Raw genomic sequence first — 21415 nt, forward strand, 5'->3', positions numbered from 1 at the left:
CTCCATATCAGGCGGCTGCACCCGCCTTTTGATTTGCACATAATTCAGGAAGATTTGCCTCAACCAACGCACGGGCGAACGGCGGAGGTACTGCATTACCGCAGCGCGCTACCTGCTTATCTTTGGCGTAACGATTGCCGCGATAGTCCTGATCAATAACGTAGCCATCTGGGAAACCCTGCGCCTTATAAAGCTCATGCGGTTGCAGCATGCGCATTCCGATATCGACGATCTGGTACTTAACCCCATCGATCGACACCAGCCATTCATCCTCGCTTTCACCGCAGTAGGTTTCGAGAAATGTCCGGACCTCGCCAACGTGCTGGCCACCAGCGGTAATCGTCGGCATAGGTGTATCCATGGTCTGACCGTCGCGGCAGGTTCCGCGCAGCTTCACCAGGTGGGACGCAACTACCGCGTGATGATCAACAGTAGTCACTGAGTGGGCAGGCTCATCCATACCAACACCCGGCCCCGTGTAATTCCCACCATAGTGCTTCGCCAGGAACGCGCTCACCGTTGCAAACTTATTACCACCAGCAGTGACCGTGCCGAGCGGGTTATTCAGTTGAAGAACACGCGGTTCTTGCCCTGGGCGTTCGCCGTACCCCATCTGGATCAGTGTTGGGGTTACCAGCTGCGACTTACCGCCACCACCTGCAGTAATCGTCGCGCTCGGTTCGTCAGCCCTGTGCCCAACACTGGCACCAAACTGGCGGGCGATGACCGGCGCAACCACGCACGCGCGGGACTGCCTGAGAATTGTATGAGCGGGTTTATCCAGCGGACGCGGCTTTGCCTGGTACTCACTCCCGCCATTGCCAGCCAGGAACGGTGTCAGGGCAGCCTCAACTATGCCAAGCGCATGCCCATTCCCGCCCGGGCGCGCCGACGTGCCAGCGGTGACAGTTGGTATCGGCTCGGTCACTGGCTGTCCGGTGGCCCCGGTACGGAATTTAGTAAGATGCGGTACCGCCAGCGCATAGCCGTGGGTTTTCGTGATGGTCTGTAAAGGAGCCTCAAGCTCCTGCCCACGGAAACAATCATATTTGCCGTGTGAAGTGGTGTGGTTGCACTTAACGATAAACGGCGAAGCATTCTCGATAACGAAACGCTGGATGCCGCGGGCTATACGTTTGAGCGTATTTTCCGCCAGCGGCTTTTTGCGGTCGAAGATAGACCGGGCCGGGATATTCCAGTCAATGCACTCTGCCGCGGTACGCCATGGCGCTAGCTTGCCGCTTTGTACCTCAAGTGATTTGGGATCCCCATGGGTCGCTTCAGGCCAATGAATCTTGCGGCCGTCACAGCGCATGACCATAAAGAAACGCTTTCTGATTGTCGGCGCGCCGTAGTCACACGCGCGCAGCTCGCGATAATCGACATCATAACCAAGCCCGGCGATCAGCTGTTGCGCCTGATGGCCGTGCGGTTCAATGGCAAGGAATTCGCAAACCTCAGCCAGTGCAGTGTGATTCGCCGCGATCCCCGTCGACAGCATGCCGACAAATGCCTCGAATGTTTCACCAGCGCGCTCAGGATCCGGGCGTAATTCCTCATTCAGCAGCGGGCCCCATGTCTTAAATTCTTCGACGTTCTCCAGCATCATGACGCGGGGACGTACTGCCAGCGCCCAGCGCAGGACAATCCACGCCAGCCCGCGAATTTCTTTCTTAACTGGCTTGGCCCCCTTCGCTTTGGAAAAGTGGCGGCAGTCAGGGCTGAACCAGGCCAAACCGACAGGTATACCGCTGGTGGCTGCTATTGGGTCAACGTCAAATACCGACTCGCAATAATGCAGCGTGTCCGGGTGATTCGTCTTATGCATAGCAATAGCGTTTTCGTCGTGGTTGATAGCGATATCCACGCTACGCCCGATCGCCAGCTCAATGCCGGTACTTGCGCCGCCGCCACCGGCAAAGTTATCAACGATAATTTCACGCATTGACGGCCCCCTGCATGCTGCTGACCAGACCACCAGCAACGCTGATTATTTCGTTAGTAGGCACGCGCTCAAGCCAGAGTTGGTTGATGTTGGCCTTCAACTTGTTCTGTTGGTTCACCCCCAGAGAGTTCGCCCCCTGGACCTGATTGAATACCAGACCAACCTCCAGCGGCCAGATGCGCGACTCTACCTCAGGCGTTTCAATTGGAGCAGGCATCACCTTTTCCGGCAGTGTCGGGAGGGCCATTTTTGCCGCGGCGAATTGAGCCAATGACAATGCAGCCCGCCCTTTTTCTTCCAGTTCGTTGCGGTTGATATAGCCGAAGCTTTCACCGCGCCACGTTTTGTCGAAGACTGCGATAGCCCCGGCAAAAAAAGCGCTGGTGGGCTGCAGCTTCTCGTCAGCGGGAACAAACCAAACAGGAAGATCAAACCCAATACGACCACGAATAAACATGATGTGATCGGCATCTTCCGGCCACCATGTTTCGCTTGTGGCTGACTTCACGAGGTATATATAACGACCACCTTTTTCACGCATCGCCATCGTGTGATTCATGATGTGAGTCATGCCGGTGATGGCCTGCTTTTCATGATACTGAGAGCGGCTGTATGGCGGGTTAGCAAACGCGGCGCCACCGAGTTCTGCCAGACGCTCTGACCAATCCTGCGTCAGTGCGTTATCTTCAGCGGTATACCAGGCAGGGCATTTAGCGTTGCTGTCGTCTGCGAACAAATCCAGAACCAGCGGTCCAAATATCGAATTTATGCCCCAAAACAGTAAATCTGGTGTGCGCCACTGATCACCAACCTCTTTCAATTCATGCGCTGGTTTTGAACGGAGTTCAGCCAGTGCGTGGCAGTATTTATTTTCCGTCATCCTCTGAACCCCTCTGGAATCTTGGTATCTACCGGGCCGAACTTCATCGGGTCATGTTTCTTCTCGCCCCACCTTTCACGCGGGGGACGGCCTTTCTTATCCCAGCGGATCCCGCTTTGCAGATAACCCTCAAATTTTTTCGGGCCAAATAGCGTTTCAGGGCGCATGTATTGGTACTGCACGTCATTTCCGTTCCAGTGCTCATGCTTAAGGTCAATCACCAGCTTTAAGTCGCTAACGGTGTAACCTTCACGCAAACGAGCACGGATGTTTTCCAGAGAGGTTTTTGATTTCTGATAGCGGGAGCCGCTAACCAGGTTCAGATGATTCAGTACCAGGATTGCGTTATCGGTGATCATCACTTCAGGGTCTGGTTGCGGCGCAACCGGACAAGAAGGTTTTTTATCTGATGGATCAGTAGTTGTATTTACTGACGGATCCCCCCCAGATTCTGACGGGTGAAAACCGCCTTTTTCATCGTTTTCTGATGCCTCAGATTTTGACGCGTCGGTTTTTGAGGCATCAGATTTTGATGCGTCAGAATCTGACAGGTGAGAAAAGGCAGCAGCCTGTAATTTCGCAACATTGAGCTGGTAAACGTTCGATGCATTGCGGTTACCTTTACGGCGCTGTTGACGGGTTAACCAACCGTCTTTCTCCAACTGAGATATGGCTGTGCGAACCGTGCTCTCACCAGCACCAATCTGGCGCGCGATGGTAGCAATGGAGGGCCAGCTAACCCCTTCATCACTGCTGAAGTCAGCCAGACGCGCCATGATGGCAACGCTGGACAGCTTCATGCCAGAAGCGGCACAAGCGTCCCAAACGTAACCCGTTAATTTAGTGCTCATGGTCGTCCTTTAACTCTGTAAACTTGCGCTTGAATTGTTCGAGCGGGCTGAAACATTCATGGCTGTAACCATCCCGCAGGTTGATAACTCGTTGAGTTTCTGGCTCCCATCGGATAACCCGAACGGGGATCCCTCTGTGGTCTTTGAACCTTCGGTTAACTTCGCGCATAAGCGTTTCGCCTTCCTGTAGTAAACTCCCACAATTGCGACCACCCGACTGTGGTTACATGGCACCCAGCGGTTTGCTATTCTGCGTTCATACCGAAACAACGGAGCGCCCGGTACAGGGATCATCCTGAGTTGCGGTAAACGGTTAAAAGCCGTTAAACTGGTCATGCGGATTACTTCTCCATACAAGATTTGTCTGCCACGACGCCCGGAGCTGCACACTCGCGGGCGTCACTCTTTTCCGGCGCGCAAAACACACGGAAAAGCAGCGTCAAATGTTCCTGCCACTTAACCATCACCTGATAGCTGTTCTCTTCGATCTTGGCGCGTTCCTGAGCATCAATAACGCCGTCAGCGGTAGCTTTACGAACGTATTGCGAATGCCTGCCGATCCACTCAACTGACTCCATGAGACGCTGGTTGATATCGCCGTTCTCAATCTCTTCAACATCAGCCAATGGCACAAAAACACCGTTCGAGTGACGTGCAATAGCGTTCGCTATGTGGTTTAAACCACCAGCACGCTGAAGCACCATCGCCCAACCGAGCGGGAAGATCTGATCACCATCGGTACGCAGCCGGTTAAACAGCGCGTTCTCGGTCACACCCAACCACTCAGCAGCTTCGGAATAACCGCCAGGAAGCTCGGTGATCGTTTTTTTGATTGCGGCCACCAGCCAAGCTGGCTGTTTATCTACTTTCCACTCAGGTTCATTACCCACGGCTAACCCCTTATTTCTGTGGTATTAAAACTGGACTACCCTGTTACTATTTCGGATAAATATCCGGTCTAAGATCTGATTTGGTGATAGCCCGAGCAGTGGCTGATTCCAACTTCTTAGCCAGGGAGAAACCCGCTTTTTTGTACCCGTTGAACACCAAACGCAGGTAGCCAGGGGTAGATCCAACACTACCTGCCAGCTTGCTCTGCTGCTCTTTGGTTAAAGAGTCCCAATACTCTTTCATAATATGTACCTCCCGTGTACATATTACACGATTAAAATGAACCATCAAGGTACTTGTACCTTTCTGGTACAAGCTGTGTAATTTCAGAATGAAAACTATCCAAGAGATACGGCGCTCAAACGCCAGAAAATTGCGAGATGGTGTTGGTGGAAATTCGTATTTTGCCAACATGATTGATCGCGAACCGACCCAAACGAGCAGGTTTATGGGGGAAGGAGCTACCAAAAATATTGGTGACGCAATGGCACGCCATATCGAAAAGTGTTTCGATCTGCCACAAGGATGGCTAGATAAGGAACATCAAACTACTAATGTTGCTAAAAACCCTGATGTTTCCGACACTAATAGAAATATTACTATGGTTCCGGTTATATCCTGGGTACAGGCAGGAGCATGGACCGAAGTTGGCTATGCTGAGGTAGATTTGAGTAGTACAGAGACTTACCCTTGCCCTGTTCCTTGTGGCCCGATGACATATATTCTCAGAGTTATTGGCGATTCCATGATCTCGGAATATCGCCCTGGGGATATGATTTTTGTTGATCCAGAGATTGCAGCCGTTCATGGCGATGATGTGATCGCTTTGATGCATGAGACGGGAGAAACAACCTTCAAGCGTCTAATCGAGGATGGGGGTCAAAAGTTTCTTAAGGCTCTAAATCCGAACTGGCCAGAGCCTTACGTCAAAATCAATGGTAACTGCTCAATAATAGGTACCGTGATATTTTCTGGAAAACCAAGAAGATAAGGATCAAAAACTTAATGGTTTCCTAATGAACCTGCTTCGGCAGGTTTTTTTATACTTGACAATGTACCCACTAGATACATAATGTACCAATAAGAAACAGCGAACAGGCATGAAGCCCACGAAGTAGCCGCCCGGGGCGTATGAAGACCGGGATGATTCGCTTACAGATATCTTCGCGAAGGTTTAGGGGCTGGAGTAACTATCATCATCAATAGCTTTATGCGAAGAAACGAAAACGTATAGCCTGCAGTCGTCGGTGCAAAGTTTAGTAGGAATGCGAGCTAACCACTTGCCCTCTACCTATCACCGATCCTTAACTAGACAAATAGGCTAACTTAATAACAATTATAACCAAGATATGGTGGCCCTACGTTTTTACGTTTGTCCGGTAACTACCAGTTTTTCAATAGCACAAATTGTAATTGCATGAGGTATAATACTTGCAACAATTATCGTATACAGGAACTTCTCCACATGGAATACTTATTGATTGACACTATAAAATCCCTTCTTCCTTTTGCGCTGATGATATCATTTGCTATAACACCCCTAGGGCGAAAAATAATATCTTCATTCAAAAACACCTTTCTTGATAAGGGTATAAATGAACCAGAAAGAAATACGATTAGTGACGACAAAACGACTACACCAAAAAATAGTGACATAATTGAATTAATTAGAGAAGAAATATTTAAAATCGGCGATGATCAGAACGAAAACATAAAACTAGCAAAAGAAAAAATCAATCATGAAGTAAACACACAAATATCATCATATCTTGATGACAAAAACGACAACATTAATAGTATTGTATCAGAAAGAATAAAAAGAGAAGTATCTACTCTCGTTGATAAATACCTAGAAAACTCTGAAACATTTGCTAAAATTAATGACCAATATAAGCTACATCAAAAGAAACGTAATAATGAAAACTTAATGCGACATCTTGACTCCGAGTATTTCTCATCTCAACGAACTAAGCAACTGATGAGTAACTTATTTATTATGATAAATTTCATTTATTTCACTGGGCTTTTATTCTTTTTTCTAAAAACAATGTTTCTAACCTCTACCGGAATTACTGATAGTCAGATTCCAACGAAATTAGCAGTGTCTATTTCACTGGCCTATCTTGGATTTGGAGCATTTATTGTTTACATGATAAAATTTTGCAACGCGAGAACATTAACAATCCTTAGTCTTAAAGAGGATTTATCAAAGAAAGATGATATTATCGATATAGTAAAAGATATGATTTCTACCGATATATCTGAGAATCATGTGGCAATTTTAAAACTAACAAACTCAAATTATTCAATGAGGGAACAAGCTACAAAACATCCATATGAATTGTTACTCAATGGTGTAAAGGATTCAAATATCGTACTAAAAAATGGCAAATTTGAACTATCAAAAAATAGCTCAAAGAATAATTAATCTCCCGAGTGCAGTCGGGATTGTATGGAGAAGTATATGCTGAGCCTCGATTGTGTTCCCATCTCAACTTATTGCAAAGAGACTGGCGAAACCCCAGATGCGATCAATAAGCGTGTACAGCGCGGCGTTTGGCGTGAAGGGGTGCAGGTGCTTAAGGTTGAAGGCGTTAAGGAGAGATGGATAGATCTTAGTGAGGTTGCAAAATGGGCACGAAAGAATCGCCTAAACTCCCACGTGGTGTAACCATCAGGAAGCACAGCAGTGGTGAAACCATCAATATAACGTTCACATACAAAGGGGTGAAATGCAGAGAACCCCTATCAAATCTAGAAGCGAACAACAAAAACCTTAAATATGCCGAGCGTACGCTCGGCGAAATACACAACAAAATCGAGCGTGGAACATTTATCTATGCTGAGTATTTCCCTCGTTCGGTGAAGTTAAAAATTTTCGGTAATGCTGCGACCGGGAAAACAGTGAAAATGTATCTCGATGAGTACCTGAAGATTTGCGAAACGAGGAATCTTTCCCCCTCCACCATTGGCGGGTATAAAAAATGCCGTAGCGCACTGTCTGAACTTCACATTTTCCCGGCCAGTGAGTTAACGCCAGCAGCATTAAAAACATGGATACAGAATCAGAAAACAACATTGAAGACGATACGTAACCAGTTATCGTTTCTTCGCTCCTCACTTGATGAAGCTGTAACAGATGGTGTTTTGCAAATTAATCCAGTTTCACAGGTAACAGCATCACGGTATCAAAGTAATAAAAGTGATGCAGAAAGTAGGTATATTGTGGATCCGCTGTCACCAGCTGAGGTAAACGCGCTGTTGACATCAACAGGCAATAAGCAGTGGGAGAACTTATTCAGGTTTGCGATCCAGACGGGGCTTCGCAGTTCAGAACTATGCGCACTCCGCTGGAGGGATATTGATTTTGTTGAAAAGACGGCGCATGTGCAGAGCGCCAGTGTATCAGGCGTGACGAAAGGTACGAAAACTCAGGCGGGAACGCGCAAAGTAGAATTAACTGAGGAAGCGATGAAAGCGCTAAACGATCAGAAGCCCTTTACTTTCATGAAGGATGGCTGTGTCTTCGAGGATCCAAAGACCTGCAAGCCATGGGCAAGCGCGGATGCAATAAGGAAAAAAGCCTGGGTTCCAACGCTACGGAAAGCCGGAATTAGGTACCGCAACCCTTATCAAACAAGGCACACCTACGCCACTCGATTGATCAGTCGGGGAGTAAACCTGTTCTGGCTGTCAACACAGATGGGTCATAAAGGGCCGGAAATGCTCTTCCGTCATTATGGCCGATATCTGAAAGAGTACGACAATTCAACTTCAATTAATGGATTGAACAAAAAAAGCATTTAACTGATAATCCTCACTTACTTGCTAAGTGGGGATTGTTTTAAATGGCATCCGAGAATTGGATAACTATAGGTGGATTCATTGCAACGACAGCTTCAGCAGTAGCAGCTTTCTTTGCAGTTAAACAAACGATGTTACAAAGAATCATATCAACTAAACCACAAATTATTATTAATAATAAAGAAGTTAAAACTGTTCTTACTAATAAGAATTCTTTTTCATTAAGTATCGAAAATCCCGAACTCTACTATAACATACCAATTTCTATAATGAATGTCGGGTTGGGCACAGCATTAAATATAAATTATAGCTGGTTATTTGATTATAATAAGTTTATTGAATCATGTGGTTTTAGGCACATAAATGATGACCCCATGATTTCATCCATTAAAAAAATGTTTAATGATAGAGGGAAATATTTCTACTCCACCGAAGAAAAAGATTCTAAATTTAAATATTATAAATTAATCAAGAATGGGAAATTTAATATATATAGCATTGCAAAGGTGAACAATGAACTTGAGTACATTATGCCTGTTAACCAAGAAAAATCGCCTTCAATACTTTTATTCCCATCATTGATTCTTTTAGCATTAGCAGAAAGTAAAAATTCTAACAATACTTTCGCGGACAGCCTTTTTTTCGATGTATTGGATGCTGGAAAATTAATAATTAATTATCAAGATATTTCAGGAAATAATATTACCATTAATTATAAGTGTACATTACAGACGACAGGATTCAAAAGTAATAGCGAGTATGGTGCCGAATTAACATTTAAAATCGGGTTTCATCGGATACACTCAAGGTCTATGCCTAGACTGGAAAGGCTACGCAAAAGCTACACCGATTTTATAGATGAATATGATTTCAATAAAAACAAATAGTTACACATAGTCGGGCGCGGGTTCAACTCCCGCCAGCTCCACCAAATAAAACAAGGGGTTACGTGAAAACGTAACCCCTTTTTTTGCCCATGTCCACATTACGTCCACTCGGCAAAACTTTGGCCAGCGCTAACTTCAGTAACCCCAGTTTTACATTTTTGCATCCAGTGCCCATATGCCGCTTGCCACGCCTCTTGTTCATCGGCAATAGATGTTCTGCAATAGGCAACTACTCAATGCCTTTTGAACCAAACTCCGAGTACAAGGATGACCAGCTCTGTCGCTATATCCTTACAGCATTCCCGACCCCATAGGACAAATGGATTATGCAAAATTTCTATCATATTGATCAGCTGATTCAGGGTTATTTCAATCAGGATCATGACCTCATAAATGAGGGAGAGGATACTATTGAGGGCACTATTGAACTCTATAAAAAAACAGCCCCAGATTGGATGTTAAAAGAGTTAGCCGAAGAGGTCGATTGTTTCCTTGAGCTTTACGAAGACAGGCTGGATGAGCAATTCAAAAGCCGGTATGGATTTGATTTCTCACCTGAGTTGTGGGATTCAACCCCATTCGATTTCCTGATGACTGTGCGCAGACTTGCCCTTTCTTAGAAGTAGCTACAGGAAGACAAACCCGTAACGGCTTAACCGACCTCAGACCGGCAACAGCCGGTCTTTTTCTTTCTAAATATAAGTTAAGGGTGAACAGTTAAATCCAAAAAAGCTTTTTCTTGATGTGATCCATTCAAAAAACAGGTTTGCTTAACCACAGGAAACACTGCAACAAATCGCCATTGGCATACCCGTGAAAGTTGAATTTATAAATTATCAACAAAAAAACAGCCTATTAATGAATTTATTCAGACTCCACCAGTCCAAAAATCCTCCATCGGTGATTACCAGAATCACCCGATGAAGTGCTGAAAGCCCGCACGGCGCAAGCTCTGCGGGCTTTTTATATCTGTCCCTTCCCGTCCAGCGCCCCCTCACACGCCAGCGCCAGCACCATCAGCGCCGTCTCATTCTCCTGCACCGATAACATCTCCATCCCCACCGGCAGACCGATACGACTTACGCCGCACGGCAACGTTATAGCTGGCAGGCCGCTGATGGCGGCCAGTTCCGGCGCGCAGCCTGGCGGCATCTTCGCCATACTTTCTGGTAATCGTTGTACGGTGGGATACACAAATCCGTCGATGCGCTGCGCCTCCGCCACCTGGCAAAGGCTCTGCCGTAACAGGCGCTGAAAGCGACGCCCCGCCAGCCAGTGCGGGGTTTTCAGCGTGTTACTCACCAGCATCTGACGTAGAAACGGCGCAAACTCTGGCAGGAAAGCGCCGGAGTCCACAATGCTTGTTAGTCCGGAGGGAGCGCCAGGCTGTTTGCTAAGCCAGTCGTCAATCGCCACGCGAAATTCATACAGGCTCAGGCATGTCGCCTGACTTACGTCGTCCAGCAAAGGTAATGATACCTCCACCAGCGTTGCTCCGGCACGACGCAACGAGTGCAGCGCCGACTGCCAGACCTCCAGCTGTACCTCATCTTCTCCCTGTAATGCGGTTACCACACCAAAGCGAACGCCTTTCAGCGAACGCACAGGAAGCGCAACCGGTGGCAAACCATGGATCACCGCATGCAGCAAGGCGGCATCTTCAACGCTATGTACCATTGGCCCAACGGTATCTTTGCTGGGCGAGAGCGGCGCTACCCCGTCCAGCTGTGAACGGCGAAAAGCAGGCCGTAGCCCCACCAGCCCGGTATAGCTACAGGGAATGCGGATAGAGCCGCCGGTATCGGTACCCAATGCGCCATCCGCCATCCCCGCCGCCACCGCCGCGGCGCATCCTCCGCTGGAACCTCCGGCGGTGAGTGACGGGCGAAGCGGGTTTGCCACATCGCCCCCCAGCGAGCTTCGCGAGCGCACGTCAAAAGCAAACTCGGACATATTCGCTCTGGCGAGGATAATCGCTCCTGCCCTGCGCAACCGCTGTATAACAAGCGCATCCGACGTCGCGTTAAGTGAGGCCAGCGCCCGGCAGCCAAGAGTAATGGGCATCGGTGCGCAGGCAATATTATCTTTGACGATCAACGGCACGCCGTGCAGGGGGCCGATCGGCTCCCCGCGTCGACGCTGCTGCTGATGCTGTTCCGCCTGAGACATGGCGTCAGGGTTAACCCCGAGGATCGCGTTGAGCGCCCGGTGCTGCTGAATGACGTCGAGACGGCGGGCAATTTCCTCCGGGCAGTCGTCTGGCGGTATCAGGCGCTTCATAGTCTCAGGCTCCCTCGTGATGAAAACCGGGCAGAAGGCTGCCCGGGATACGTTTTAGTCCCGCATGCCGGTAGTAATGGCATCAATGTCCTGCGGACGCAGACGAATTTCCGCCGCCCGTCGGTGCCCCTGCATCCCCTCGGTACGGCTCTGGCGGATCGCCGGTTCTGCGATTGCCGGGATACCCTGCTCGTCAATCCACTGATGGGTACAGATTTTGACGTACGCCCCAACCCACAGACCGCCGGTATAGCGTGCCGCCGCCATCGTCGGTAACGTATGGTTGGTGCCGCAGCATTTATCAGAGAACACCACGCTGGCGTTCTGACCAATAAACAGCGAGCCATAGTTGCGGATCTTCGCCGCCGTCGCGTGCGGATCGCGGGTATGCACCTGCAAATGCTCCGTCGCCATATGGTCAGCAAACGCAATCAGCTGCGCTTCATCTTCACAGAGCACAATCTCACCCTGCCGGCGCCACGCCTCCCCCGCCGTGGCGGCCGTTGGCAGGCTGGCAAGCTGACGCTCAACCTCCGCCAGGGTACGCTCAGCGATATCCCGGCTGGTTGTCGCCAGCCCGACGCGGGTATGAATATCGTGCTCTGCCTGCGCCAGCATATCGGCGGCCAGAATGCGCGGATCGGCGCTGTCGTCAGCGATAGTGAAAATCTCGCTCGGCCCGGCGAGGGCATCAATGCCGACTCGACCAAACACCTGGCGTTTCGCTTCGTTAACGAAGGCGTTGCCTGGCCCAACGATTTTGTCCACCGATGGAATGCTCTCCGTTCCCCAGGCCATGGCCGCAATGGCCTGCGCGCCACCTACCCTGAAAATGCGGTGCGCGCCCGCCAGATGGCAAACCGCGATCATCGCCGGATGCGCTCCCGGCGGCAGACAGGCGATGATCTGTTCGCAGCCCGCCACCGTCGCAGGGACAATTGACATCACCGGCGCAGAGAGGATCGGGTAACGCCCACCCGGCACGTAGCAGCCCACCGTCTGCACCGGGATGATCCGGTGACCGAGATGCACGCCAGGCAGCGTCTCAACTTCCAGCGGCTGCATGGTCGCCAGCTGCGCCTGCGCAAAACGACGCACCTGATTAATAGCAAACTCGCTGTCGCGGCGCGTCTGGGCATCCATCCCCTGCAGTGCTTCGGCGATCTCCTGCTCGCTCACCTCAAAGTGCGTCGGCACGACGTTATCAAACTGCTGCGAAAAGGCTCTTAGCGCCGTATCGCCTTCGGTTTTCACGCGCTCGATAATGGCGCTGACCTTCTCCGTCAGGGAACGATCAGCCTGCGCATCCTGCCCCTGCGGGCGCTTAATCCAGCTCACCTGATTTAACATTTACGCGTCCTCCATCTGGCCGAGTTTGATTTGCGCCAGCAGCGCCAGGTGGTCATACACGACCCATTCATCAACAATTTTGCCGTTGACGATGTGGTAGTGCGACATGCCCATCACGAACAGTCGTTCTCCGGTCGGCTTGCCCAGTTCGCCGTAACCCAGGTGATGCCCTTCGATGATCCAGCGAACCGCCACTTTGACGCCGCCTTCATCGCACGGGTTGGAACAGATATGCTGCGGCAGCCACGCGCCGTCAGGGATCATCCCCACCAGCGCCAGCGTCTGATGGGTTACCGCCGCGGTGCCGTACAGCTCTTTCATCAGCGGGCCATGCCACTGCACGTTAGGGGCGTAAACCTCTTTGATTTTGCCGAACATCCGACGATTGTAGATCTCATGCAGCCAGCGCAGGCACTGCTCTTCCGTATCGGTGTGTGCAATGGATACATCGCACTCCATCTCCGGCGGATATTGCCCCAGTATGCGGCCGTTTTCGCCGATGTCCATCACGCGGAAGCCTTTATCAAACTGCTCCTTTGCCATATTAAATGCGATTTGATCGGTATTCAGGCCAAGCTGTTTCATTAACGACATGTTGTCGCTGACTACCCACTCCCGGTAAATTTTATTCTCGTGGATCATGCAATCTGCCACGGTACGGGTAACGAAGGTGCGGTTGGTCGGCTTGCCTAAATGGCTGTGCTGGGTATGCCGCCCGCTTCCCGTCACCAGGTGAGAGGTATAAAAACCGTCAACATCATTTCCGTTCCAGATAACCTGGGTTGCCATTCCGCGCCGTTCCGGGAAGGCAATTAAGCGTTGCAGCGTATCCTGTACCACCTGTTCACGGTTATAGAGTGTCCCCAGCGCGTTATACAGCACGCAGTTATGGGTATAGTGAGAATAAATTAAGCCGACATCGCGCTCGTCTCATATTTTATGGGTGCAGCGAACTATATAATCGACAATATCGGTATAGCAGTCATCAAAGCCGCGTAATGATTGCACGCGCGGTCTTTTTTCCGGTACCAGATCGACAAAATCACGACGTTCCACCTGTAATACAGGTTCCTCTTTCAGCGATTTCACGCTGCTTTTTTCGGGTACGGCTGGTGCTTTATTTGTTGCTTCGGTGGAAGACATATAAACTCCTGCTCTGTTTTCAGACAATAAGAACCCGCACCCGTAAGTGAGGGTGAATTAAACTCGATTATTTTCGGCAGCCAGAATAAGGGGGCTGCCGCCCCTGTTAATTCACTATTTGCGACCAGATCGCTAATTCATCGATCCCCAGATATTCACGGAAAATTAAACCATCACGTAATTCAAGCTGGCTGATACCGGTAATTGATATGGGTTTACGGGTTGGCGCACCAAATTTGCCGTAACCGTCATGCCAGGTTAATAACGACCAGCGCAGGGAAAGCCGAATCGGCTCGTTAGGATCTTTACGCACAATCAGATGATGGAGCTGCGTTTCGCTGTCGGCAAATGAAGCGCGGTAGCCAGAAAGCTGTGCGCCAATTTCCTGCTCACCGGTGCAGAGGCAATGACCCGGCGCGTAAAGCGTCGCCGCCGGGTGATAGAGACCAGGCACCACGCCACTGTTACCGCCCGCCCACATGGTTAAGTAGCGCTCAACGACGCCTGCCAGCGCCCCTTCTACGTCGTCGCCCTCGGGCCCGCCCGCCCAGCGGGCATCCAGCGTCTCGGCAGAGACCGCCTCCACGCCAAGCTGCTGGCGCATGGTCGCCAGGTTAAAGGCAAATTCGCGGATATCCAGCCCCAGTTGCGCCACAATCGCAGCACGATCCTGAAGCAGCCACTCCTGGCGTACGGCCCCATCAACACAGATGCGATCGGCCCAGGTGCGGACCCAGACATTTTTCCCGGTCGGCGGGCCAAAAAATCCCTCCCCCTGATGCTGAATGCGGGCTACGGTACGCTGAGCCGCATAGTACTCGTCCCCCGGGTTCTGGCTGCACAGAATATCCTCCGTCAGCACCGCTCGCTGCGGGAAGCTGTGCATCGCCTCAAGCGTCAGGCGCATAAACTGGGAAAGCTCATGCAGCTGTTTTTCGGGGGTAGTGAAAACCACCGGCGTGGCGTAAAAATCCGCCAGCTGGCCGATATCTTTCTGCTCCCAGACGACATGCGTCAGCGTCAAAATGAACTGCTGGATAGAGTCGAATTGAGGGCTGAAGCCCCGCAATCTGGTCATGTGCGCTCCTTAGACTGGAATAGCGTTAAACCATTGTTTTCGATAACGCCGCTGCGTGGGCGACGCGCCGAGTGGCGTATCACCAGCGTACCGGGCACCGTAATCTGTTCAGGCTCTATGGTTCCGCTGTCAATTTGCTTCATTAACAGTTCCACCGTGGCATCTACCATCGCGCCGACCGGCTGCGACGCCGAAGTCAACGCATAAGAGGGCCAGCCGGAAGGGCCGATGTCGTCATACCCGACAATGGAGACCTCCTCCGGAATGCGCAAACCAAACTCATAGCGCGCCACATCCATTACCGTGACGGCCATATGATCGTTGGCGACAAAGACCGCATCCGGCGCTGGCGACGCCGAAAACAGGGTATAAGCCGCCCGGGTGGTTTGCTGAGCGTCGTAATTCCCGTGCACCACCCGCACATCGGTGATGCCATGTTCTTCCAGCGTGGAGATGAACCCGCGCTGGCGGGCGATATTGACCGGGGAATCCGCCACGCCGCCCACGTAGGCAAAACGCTTGTGCTCCCCCGCCAGCAGAAACTCGGCAATCTGCCGCGCGGCCGCTTCGTTATTACTGTTGACGCTGGAGGCCATGCCACTCTCTTCGCTGCGGTTAAACAGCACTACCGGGATCCCGGCGGCAAGACACTCCTCAGATAACTCCAGCGACAGCGTCACCGAGGCCAGCACAATGCCATCCACCCGGTACTGCATTATCTGGTCAAAAATACGGTCAACGTTACCTTCCCGGTCGCCAACGAACAGCAGCAGGTGATAGTTCAGCGTATCCAGCTTTTGTGCCAGCGCCTCCAGCACCTGCGAGTAAAAGGGATTATCAAAGTAAGAAATGACGACACCGATAATGCGCGAACGCGCCGTGTTGAGCGAACGGGCTATCGCATTCGGGCGATAGCCCAACTCGCGCGCCGCCTTCAGCACTTTTTCACGCGTTGCCGGTGAAATGCTGGCCCCCGGCGTGAACGTTCGCGACACCGCAGATTGTGATACCCCCGCCAGTTGAGCGACCTGTTGGGATGTGACTGCTGCAAAAGTCTTACGTTTCATTACCCCTGATTCCTTATCAACGTCCTGCCCATTTGCGCGTGCTTCAAACGCCTCAGCAAGTGGGTGTTTTTTATACTTACACCACCTTTGCATGCGTATGCAACACAAAAAATTAAAATTCTCACAATAAGATCGAGATCACTTTACAAACATGAAACCTTTTCGTAACTTCAAACATTGAATACGTATGCAAAGAGTTTTCATACCGTCAAAGGTACCGGAGAAAACAGGAGTCGCCCAAAGGATTGAACCGGTAAACGTCGTCCCTGACTGGTTATAACCCATTAATTCTTAAGAGGTTCAAAACCATGTTTCAAGCACTGTTACGCCGTCGGGAAGCCCGGCTCTTTTTCATCATCAGCATCCTGTTCTTTATCTGCATCCATAGCATTGATGCATTCCTGGCCCCCATGATGATCAACCAGGGCATTGAGCCACAGATCATGGGCATCATCATGGGCGCATCCGGGCTGGCAACCCTTCTGATACGCTTCCCGTTAGGCATTATTTCCGACGTGGTTAAAAGCCGCAGGATCTTCATCCAGATTGGCCTGCTGCTGCCAATTATCGCCTGGCCAATTGCCTGGCTTGAACCCAATGCCATTACGCTGTATCTGGCGAAAGCGGCAGACGGCGTCACGGCGGCGACATGGGTGCTGTACAACATCCTGTTCATGCGTTACTTCGGTCGCAACGAAGCCCCTGCCGCCGTCGCGCTGCTGGCGCTGGCAGGGCCCATCGGCGTGTTTCTCGGCAACTGTATTGGCGCGGTGCTGATTCACTATTTTGCCAATAACATCGCCTTTTTTGTCTCCTGCATCTCCGCCCTGGTGGCGTTGATCCTGACGACCCGCATTCAGGACGTGCACGACCCGGTGCAGGCCCCCACGCTTAAAGCCTGCATTACCGGCGCGCGCCAGCAGCTGGCCGACCGTTCCGTCTGGCTGATTGGCATCCTGGCGACCGTCGTCATTCTGGTGCCCTTCGCCACCCGGGACACGCTGACGCCGGTCTACGCCGAACAGCTCGGCGCCCGGGCGGGGATCCTCGCGGTGCTCGGAAACATCCACCTTCTGTTTTACGGGCTGGCCATCGCCCTGTGCAGCTCGGTGTTTTATCAGCGCCTTGGGCTGGTAAAAACCGCCGTGCTCGGCATCGTTTTACAGGTGATCTCCACCTTCGGCATTCCCTTTACCAGCAATATGTACGTCATTTACCTGTGGCAGGCGCTGGCAGGTTTTTCGTTCGGTATGGCCTTTGCCGCATTCATGTCGCTCAGCGTAGTGAATACCTCGTCCGATGAACAATCCACGCGAATGGGACTATTCCAGACCATTTATTCCTGCGGGATGTTTGTCGGGCCGGTAATGATGGGCGTAATGATGCAACATATTAACCTGTCGTCCGGTTATATATTGATTGCCGCCCTTTCCGTTGTGGCCGCTATTGCCACGCCGCTGTCCGCTCGATGGGTATATGCCCGTAAAACGCAAACCTCAGCCCAATTATTAAAAAACGGTGCGTACGCCGCCGCGCCGGATCAATAACCCACTCTGAAGTAAACACCCTTTCCCGGTCTGCCGGGAGGACAACTGACATCTAAAAAAGGTAAGGAGAAGCGTGTGTCCTGGAAATTAAAAACCGGTAAATCTACCGAAGAGCGCCAGCAAGCCAACCAGCAAATAAGAGAAACGGTTGAGCAAATACTTGCGGATATTGAAAAGCGTGGAAATAAAGCCATTCGCGAATTATCCATTAAATTCGATCGTTATGACCGTCAGGATTATCGTCTGACCCCCGCGGAGATCGACCGCTGCATAAAACAGTTAAGCCGCCAGGATATTCAGGATATTGAATTCGCCCAACAGCAGGTGGCGAATTTTGCCCGCGCGCAGAAAGAATGCCTGCGGGATCTGGAAATTGAAACGCGTCCCGGCGTTATTCTCGGGCATAAAAATATTCCGATTAACGCCGTGGGATGTTACGTGCCTGGCGGAAAATATCCCCTGCTCGCCTCCGCGCACATGTCGATTATCACCGCCAGCGTGGCGGGGTGCTCAAGAATTATCAGCTGTGCCCCGCCGTTTAACGGTCAGCCCGCCCCGGCGATTGTCGCGGCGCAAAAAATGGCTGGCGCAACGGAAATCTATGCCCTTGGCGGCATTCAGGCGATAGGCGCCATGGCGCTGGGCACGGACTCGCTGGCACCGGTCGACATGCTGGTCGGCCCCGGTAACGCCTTCGTCGCGGAGGCCAAACGCCAGCTGTTCGGCCGGGTAGGTATCGATCTGTTTGCCGGTCCGACGGAAACGCTGGTGATTGCCGATGACACCGTTGACGCGGAAATGTGCGCCACGGATCTGCTGGGCCAGGCCGAACACGGCGTCACCACCCCTGCCATCCTGCTGACGAACTCGCTCCAGCTTGCCAAAGAGACGCTCAGCGAAGTGGAACGGCTGCTGGAAAAGCTCCCTACCGCCGACATTGCCCGCCAGTCCTGGCAGGACTACGGGGAAATCATCGTCTGCGACAGCTACGAAGAGATGCTGCTGGAGGCAGATCGTATCGCTTCCGAACATGTTCAGGTGATGACCGACCGGGACGACTGGTTCCTGGCTAACCTGACCAATTACGGCGCGCTGTTCCTTGGGCCGCGTACTAACGTGGCCTACGGCGATAAGGTGATCGGAACCAACCACACCCTGCCGACGCAAAAAGCCGCACGCTATACCGGCGGCCTGTGGGTGGGCAAGTTCATGAAAACCTGCACCTTCCAGAAAGTCCTCAGCGACGAAGCCACTGCCGAAATCGGCAGCTATTGTTCGCGTCTGTCGTTGCTGGAGGGTTTCGCCGGACATGCCGAGCAGGCCAATATTCGCGTGCGCCGTTATGGCCAGACGGAGGTTCCCTACGCCACACCGGCCCCGGTCAGGGAAAAGGTGTAAGCCATGACGCTTTTGCAAACGCCCTCTTTCACCCTACACGGCAAACGCGCGCTGGTGACCGGCGGGTCAAGAGGGATTGGCTTCGCTGCCGCCGTCGCCCTCGCACAGGCGGGCGCAGAGGTATGGATCGCCGCCCGGGGCCGCGAGGCGCTGGCGCATGCCGCAAGTCTGGCAGCGGAACACAGGCTCGCATTTCACCCGCTGGAGCTGGATATTACCGACGCTCAGGAGGTGGAGCGTGTGCTGGCGACATTGCCCACGCCCGACATTCTGGTGAACAGTGCCGGGCTGGCACGCCACCAGCCGTTTCTTGAGGTGAACGAGGACAATTTCGATGCGGTGATGGCGCTTAACCTGCGCGCCACCTTTTTTGTCAGCCAGCGCGTGGCGCGCAGAATGCGGGCGGGCGGTAAGGGAGGGTCGATTATTCACATCTCATCGCAAATGGGACACGTTGGTGGCCCCGAGCGTAGCGTGTACTGTGCCTCCAAATTCGCGCTTGAAGGGTTAACCCGAACGATGGCGCTGGAGCTGGGCGATGCGGGGATCCGCGTTAATACGCTGTGCCCGACCTTCATTGAAACCGACCTGACGCGCCCGGCGCTCGCCGATCCGGCGTTCCGCAACTACGTGCTGGACAACATCAAGCTGCGCCGGTTAGGCAGGCTGGAGGACATTATGGGCCCGGTAGTGTTTCTCGCCTCAGATGCCGCCGGGCTGATCACCGGCAGTGCCCTGATGGTTGACGGCGGCTGGACGGCTACGTGAGGGATGCAATGGAATATCCGCTTCTGGACAATACCGATCTGCCTCTGGTGCTGCTTGGTGGCACGCTTTGTAACGCCCGGCTCTGGCAGCCCGTTATTGAACGGCTGAATGTCGCAGCGGTGTCGTGTATTACGCTGACGGGTGCGGAGTCCGCGCCGCAGGCGTCACGGCGGTTATTAGAGGTTCTGCCGCCGCGCTTTCTGCTGGCAGGGTTTTCTCTCGGTGCCATAGTCGCGCTGCAAATGGCCGCCGACGCGCCAGAAAGAGTGAACGGGCTGACGCTGATTTCCGTTAATCCGTTGCCCGTTGCGCCAGACACCCTCGCTTCACGCCGGGAAGCGGTACGCACCGCACAGGCGCGGGGCCTGGCCGACTGGCTGGCCTCCTCGCTGTGGCAGAGCTATGTCGCCCCGTCACGTCTGTCCGATCGGATCCTGCAAGAGACTATTTGCCGAATGGCGCAAGAGTGCGGCATTGAGACCTTTGCCGGGCAAACGGAAATGGCCATTCACCGGCAGGACAACCGGACTGCGTTTAACGCCCTCTCCTGCCCCACATTACTTCTAAACGGCGCGCAGGACGTTATCTGTACGCCCCATCATCATCAGCTACTGGCCGCAGGCAACGCGAACGTGACCAGGCATACGGTGGAGGCTGGCGGGCATTTTATTCCGCTGGAAACCCCGGATGAGATCGCGCCGCTGCTGCGTCAGTGGATAACGGAGTGCATACAGTGCGCAAAAACAGTTTAAAGACCGCATTTCTGGAAAATACTCCCATCATAAACGGCTGGCTGGCGATCCCGTCCGGTTATAGCGCGGAAATTATGGGCCATCAGGGTTACGACGCCGTCACCGTCGATTTGCAGCACGGCATGATTGATTTTGCCAGCGCGCTGTCAATGCTACAGGCGCTATCGGCCACGCCTGCCGTGCCGCTGGTGCGGGTGGCAGATAACGATCCGGCGCAAATCATGCGCGTATTAGACGCAGGAGCCTACGGCGTAATCTGCCCGATGATCTCCAGCGCGGAACAGGCTCGCCGTTTTGTCGCTGCCTGTCGCTATCCACCGCTGGGTGTTCGCTCCTTTGGTCCGGCCAGAGGTCTACTCTACGGCGGCATTGATTATCCACAGCACGCTAACAACGAGATCCTGACGCTGGCGATGATTGAAACCCGCGAAGGGCTGGCTGATCTTGACGCCATCCTTGATACCGAAGGGCTGGACGGTGTGTTTATTGGCCCCAACGATCTCTCACTGACGCTGACCGGCAGCGCCAGCGCCGAATCGCAACATCCCGAAATGCTTGCTGCTATTGAGCGGGTGATTCACTGCTGCCGCCAGCAGCAGAAGATTGCCGGAATTTTCTGCACTTCCGGCGCGGCCGCCGCAGCGCGCATTGATCAGGGTTTTCAGTTTGTTACCCCTGCAAACGACGTTATGCAACTGGGTCGCGCCTCGCGTGAAGCCATTGCCCTCGCCCGCGGCAACGCTATCCCTACCACCGGTGCATCCGGTTATTAAA

At 52.4% G+C, this 21415-nt stretch carries 23 protein-coding genes; 11 read left to right on the plus strand and 12 right to left on the minus strand.

Annotated features, from left to right (window positions below; genetic code table 11):
- Positions 1 to 7: 7 nt before the first annotated feature.
- The 6 genes from BFV65_RS16015 to BFV65_RS16040 form a co-directional block, all read right to left on the minus strand.
- Positions 8 to 1945, minus strand: coding sequence for a DNA cytosine methyltransferase (locus tag BFV65_RS16015; protein WP_069596864.1), 1938 nt, complete (start codon positions 1943 to 1945; stop codon positions 8 to 10).
- A complete protein-coding gene (locus tag BFV65_RS16020) occupies positions 1938 to 2825 on the minus strand; it encodes a phage N-6-adenine-methyltransferase (RefSeq protein WP_069596865.1) in 888 nt (295 codons plus the stop codon). The genes BFV65_RS16015 and BFV65_RS16020 overlap by 8 nt, the downstream gene beginning before the upstream one ends.
- Positions 2822 to 3676: a conserved phage C-terminal domain-containing protein gene (locus tag BFV65_RS16025; RefSeq protein WP_069596866.1), complete on the minus strand. Its 855-nt coding sequence runs from the start codon at positions 3674 to 3676 to the stop codon at positions 2822 to 2824. Before BFV65_RS16025 ends, BFV65_RS16020 begins: the two co-directional genes overlap by 4 nt.
- The gene (locus tag BFV65_RS16030; RefSeq protein WP_069596867.1) at positions 3666 to 3845 is read right to left on the minus strand and encodes a DUF4222 domain-containing protein; all 180 of its coding nucleotides are present in this window, start codon (positions 3843 to 3845) and stop codon (positions 3666 to 3668) included. Before BFV65_RS16030 ends, BFV65_RS16025 begins: the two co-directional genes overlap by 11 nt.
- A gap of 172 nt (positions 3846 to 4017) precedes the next feature.
- Positions 4018 to 4566 carry a YmfL family putative regulatory protein gene (locus BFV65_RS16035; protein ID WP_069596868.1) on the minus strand — a complete coding sequence of 183 codons (549 nt, stop codon included), beginning with the start codon at positions 4564 to 4566 and terminating at the stop codon, positions 4018 to 4020.
- Between the two features lie 46 nt (positions 4567 to 4612).
- The gene (locus tag BFV65_RS16040; RefSeq protein WP_069596869.1) at positions 4613 to 4810 is read right to left on the minus strand and encodes a helix-turn-helix domain-containing protein; all 198 of its coding nucleotides are present in this window, start codon (positions 4808 to 4810) and stop codon (positions 4613 to 4615) included.
- 88 nt (positions 4811 to 4898) lie between these two features.
- Between BFV65_RS16040 and BFV65_RS16045 the strand changes: the two genes are divergently transcribed.
- From BFV65_RS16045 to BFV65_RS16065, 6 genes are all read left to right on the plus strand, one after another.
- Complete coding sequence (locus BFV65_RS16045) at positions 4899 to 5558, plus strand: LexA family protein (protein WP_069596870.1); 660 nt, start codon at positions 4899 to 4901, stop codon at positions 5556 to 5558.
- A 474-nt stretch (positions 5559 to 6032) separates the two neighbouring features.
- Complete coding sequence (locus BFV65_RS16050) at positions 6033 to 6995, plus strand: hypothetical protein (protein WP_069596871.1); 963 nt, start codon at positions 6033 to 6035, stop codon at positions 6993 to 6995.
- Positions 6996 to 7031: 36 nt separating this feature from the next.
- Positions 7032 to 7238 (plus strand): excisionase, encoded by a 207-nt coding sequence (locus tag BFV65_RS23445; protein ID WP_071892875.1) that lies wholly within the window; start codon positions 7032 to 7034, stop codon positions 7236 to 7238.
- Complete coding sequence (locus BFV65_RS16055) at positions 7199 to 8374, plus strand: site-specific integrase (RefSeq protein WP_069596872.1); 1176 nt, start codon at positions 7199 to 7201, stop codon at positions 8372 to 8374. Before BFV65_RS23445 ends, BFV65_RS16055 begins: the two co-directional genes overlap by 40 nt.
- A gap of 41 nt (positions 8375 to 8415) precedes the next feature.
- On the plus strand, positions 8416 to 9258 hold the full coding sequence (locus tag BFV65_RS16060; protein WP_069596873.1) for a hypothetical protein: 843 nt from the start codon (positions 8416 to 8418) through the stop codon (positions 9256 to 9258).
- A 326-nt stretch (positions 9259 to 9584) separates the two neighbouring features.
- Complete coding sequence (locus BFV65_RS16065; RefSeq protein WP_022649090.1) at positions 9585 to 9878, plus strand: contact-dependent growth inhibition system immunity protein; 294 nt, start codon at positions 9585 to 9587, stop codon at positions 9876 to 9878.
- A 343-nt stretch (positions 9879 to 10221) separates the two neighbouring features.
- Here the strand turns inward: BFV65_RS16065 and BFV65_RS16070 are convergent, their stop codons facing one another.
- From BFV65_RS16070 to BFV65_RS16090, 6 genes are all read right to left on the minus strand, one after another.
- A complete protein-coding gene (locus BFV65_RS16070) occupies positions 10222 to 11538 on the minus strand; it encodes an amidase (protein ID WP_069596874.1) in 1317 nt (438 codons plus the stop codon).
- Positions 11539 to 11592: 54 nt separating this feature from the next.
- Positions 11593 to 12888 carry a histidinol dehydrogenase gene (gene hisD / locus BFV65_RS16075; protein ID WP_045308434.1) on the minus strand — a complete coding sequence of 432 codons (1296 nt, stop codon included), beginning with the start codon at positions 12886 to 12888 and terminating at the stop codon, positions 11593 to 11595.
- A complete protein-coding gene (locus BFV65_RS16080; RefSeq protein WP_236724039.1) occupies positions 12889 to 13770 on the minus strand; it encodes a nuclear transport factor 2 family protein in 882 nt (293 codons plus the stop codon). It lies immediately after the preceding gene.
- Between the two features lie 48 nt (positions 13771 to 13818).
- Positions 13819 to 14031, minus strand: a complete 213-nt coding sequence (locus tag BFV65_RS23450) for a hypothetical protein (protein ID WP_236724040.1) — start codon at positions 14029 to 14031, stop codon at positions 13819 to 13821.
- Positions 14032 to 14137: 106 nt separating this feature from the next.
- Entirely contained in the window at positions 14138 to 15109 is a 972-nt protein-coding gene (locus BFV65_RS16085; RefSeq protein ID WP_022649093.1) for a nuclear transport factor 2 family protein, read from the minus strand.
- The gene (locus BFV65_RS16090; RefSeq protein WP_069596875.1) at positions 15106 to 16176 is read right to left on the minus strand and encodes a LacI family DNA-binding transcriptional regulator; all 1071 of its coding nucleotides are present in this window, start codon (positions 16174 to 16176) and stop codon (positions 15106 to 15108) included. The genes BFV65_RS16085 and BFV65_RS16090 overlap by 4 nt, the downstream gene beginning before the upstream one ends.
- Positions 16177 to 16484: 308 nt before the next feature.
- Here BFV65_RS16090 and BFV65_RS16095 point away from each other — a divergent pair, with 308 nt between their 5' ends.
- The 5 genes from BFV65_RS16095 to BFV65_RS16115 all read left to right on the plus strand — a co-directional run bounded on the left by BFV65_RS16095 (position 16485) and on the right by BFV65_RS16115 (position 21414).
- Positions 16485 to 17723 carry an MFS transporter gene (locus BFV65_RS16095; RefSeq protein ID WP_022649095.1) on the plus strand — a complete coding sequence of 413 codons (1239 nt, stop codon included), beginning with the start codon at positions 16485 to 16487 and terminating at the stop codon, positions 17721 to 17723.
- Between the two features lie 75 nt (positions 17724 to 17798).
- A complete protein-coding gene (gene hisD / locus BFV65_RS16100) occupies positions 17799 to 19121 on the plus strand; it encodes a histidinol dehydrogenase (RefSeq protein ID WP_022649096.1) in 1323 nt (440 codons plus the stop codon).
- Positions 19122 to 19124: 3 nt separating this feature from the next.
- On the plus strand, positions 19125 to 19889 hold the full coding sequence (locus BFV65_RS16105) for an SDR family NAD(P)-dependent oxidoreductase (RefSeq protein WP_069596876.1): 765 nt from the start codon (positions 19125 to 19127) through the stop codon (positions 19887 to 19889).
- 8 nt (positions 19890 to 19897) lie between these two features.
- Positions 19898 to 20641 (plus strand): alpha/beta fold hydrolase, encoded by a 744-nt coding sequence (locus tag BFV65_RS16110; RefSeq protein WP_069596877.1) that lies wholly within the window; start codon positions 19898 to 19900, stop codon positions 20639 to 20641.
- On the plus strand, positions 20623 to 21414 hold the full coding sequence (locus BFV65_RS16115) for an HpcH/HpaI aldolase family protein (RefSeq protein ID WP_023306782.1): 792 nt from the start codon (positions 20623 to 20625) through the stop codon (positions 21412 to 21414). Before BFV65_RS16110 ends, BFV65_RS16115 begins: the two co-directional genes overlap by 19 nt.
- Position 21415: the final 1 nt, after the last annotated feature.

The sequence above is a fragment of the Enterobacter hormaechei subsp. hoffmannii genome (assembly GCF_001729745.1).
Classification (GTDB): domain Bacteria; phylum Pseudomonadota; class Gammaproteobacteria; order Enterobacterales; family Enterobacteriaceae; genus Enterobacter; species Enterobacter intestinihominis.

What these genes read in the sequence shown, in the direction of transcription:
- BFV65_RS16015 (WP_069596864.1), bottom strand. Translation starts at nt 1,945, where the DNA reads ATGCGTGAAATTATCGTTGATAACTTTGCCGGTGGCGGCGGCGCAAGT.
- BFV65_RS16020 (WP_069596865.1), bottom strand. Translation starts at nt 2,825, where the DNA reads ATGACGGAAAATAAATACTGCCACGCACTGGCTGAACTCCGTTCAAAA.
- BFV65_RS16025 (WP_069596866.1), bottom strand. Translation starts at nt 3,676, where the DNA reads ATGAGCACTAAATTAACGGGTTACGTTTGGGACGCTTGTGCCGCTTCT.
- BFV65_RS16030 (WP_069596867.1), bottom strand. Translation starts at nt 3,845, where the DNA reads ATGCGCGAAGTTAACCGAAGGTTCAAAGACCACAGAGGGATCCCCGTT.
- BFV65_RS16040 (WP_069596869.1), bottom strand. Translation starts at nt 4,810, where the DNA reads ATGAAAGAGTATTGGGACTCTTTAACCAAAGAGCAGCAGAGCAAGCTG.
- BFV65_RS16045 (WP_069596870.1), top strand. Translation starts at nt 4,899, where the DNA reads ATGAAAACTATCCAAGAGATACGGCGCTCAAACGCCAGAAAATTGCGA.
- BFV65_RS16050 (WP_069596871.1), top strand. Translation starts at nt 6,033, where the DNA reads ATGGAATACTTATTGATTGACACTATAAAATCCCTTCTTCCTTTTGCG.
- BFV65_RS23445 (WP_071892875.1), top strand. Translation starts at nt 7,032, where the DNA reads ATGCTGAGCCTCGATTGTGTTCCCATCTCAACTTATTGCAAAGAGACT.
- BFV65_RS16055 (WP_069596872.1), top strand. Translation starts at nt 7,199, where the DNA reads ATGGGCACGAAAGAATCGCCTAAACTCCCACGTGGTGTAACCATCAGG.
- BFV65_RS16060 (WP_069596873.1), top strand. Translation starts at nt 8,416, where the DNA reads ATGGCATCCGAGAATTGGATAACTATAGGTGGATTCATTGCAACGACA.
- BFV65_RS16065 (WP_022649090.1), top strand. Translation starts at nt 9,585, where the DNA reads ATGCAAAATTTCTATCATATTGATCAGCTGATTCAGGGTTATTTCAAT.
- BFV65_RS16070 (WP_069596874.1), bottom strand. Translation starts at nt 11,538, where the DNA reads ATGAAGCGCCTGATACCGCCAGACGACTGCCCGGAGGAAATTGCCCGC.
- hisD (WP_045308434.1), bottom strand. Translation starts at nt 12,888, where the DNA reads ATGTTAAATCAGGTGAGCTGGATTAAGCGCCCGCAGGGGCAGGATGCG.
- BFV65_RS23450 (WP_236724040.1), bottom strand. Translation starts at nt 14,031, where the DNA reads ATGTCTTCCACCGAAGCAACAAATAAAGCACCAGCCGTACCCGAAAAA.
- BFV65_RS16085 (WP_022649093.1), bottom strand. Translation starts at nt 15,109, where the DNA reads ATGACCAGATTGCGGGGCTTCAGCCCTCAATTCGACTCTATCCAGCAG.
- BFV65_RS16090 (WP_069596875.1), bottom strand. Translation starts at nt 16,176, where the DNA reads ATGAAACGTAAGACTTTTGCAGCAGTCACATCCCAACAGGTCGCTCAA.
- BFV65_RS16095 (WP_022649095.1), top strand. Translation starts at nt 16,485, where the DNA reads ATGTTTCAAGCACTGTTACGCCGTCGGGAAGCCCGGCTCTTTTTCATC.
- BFV65_RS16105 (WP_069596876.1), top strand. Translation starts at nt 19,125, where the DNA reads ATGACGCTTTTGCAAACGCCCTCTTTCACCCTACACGGCAAACGCGCG.
- BFV65_RS16110 (WP_069596877.1), top strand. Translation starts at nt 19,898, where the DNA reads ATGGAATATCCGCTTCTGGACAATACCGATCTGCCTCTGGTGCTGCTT.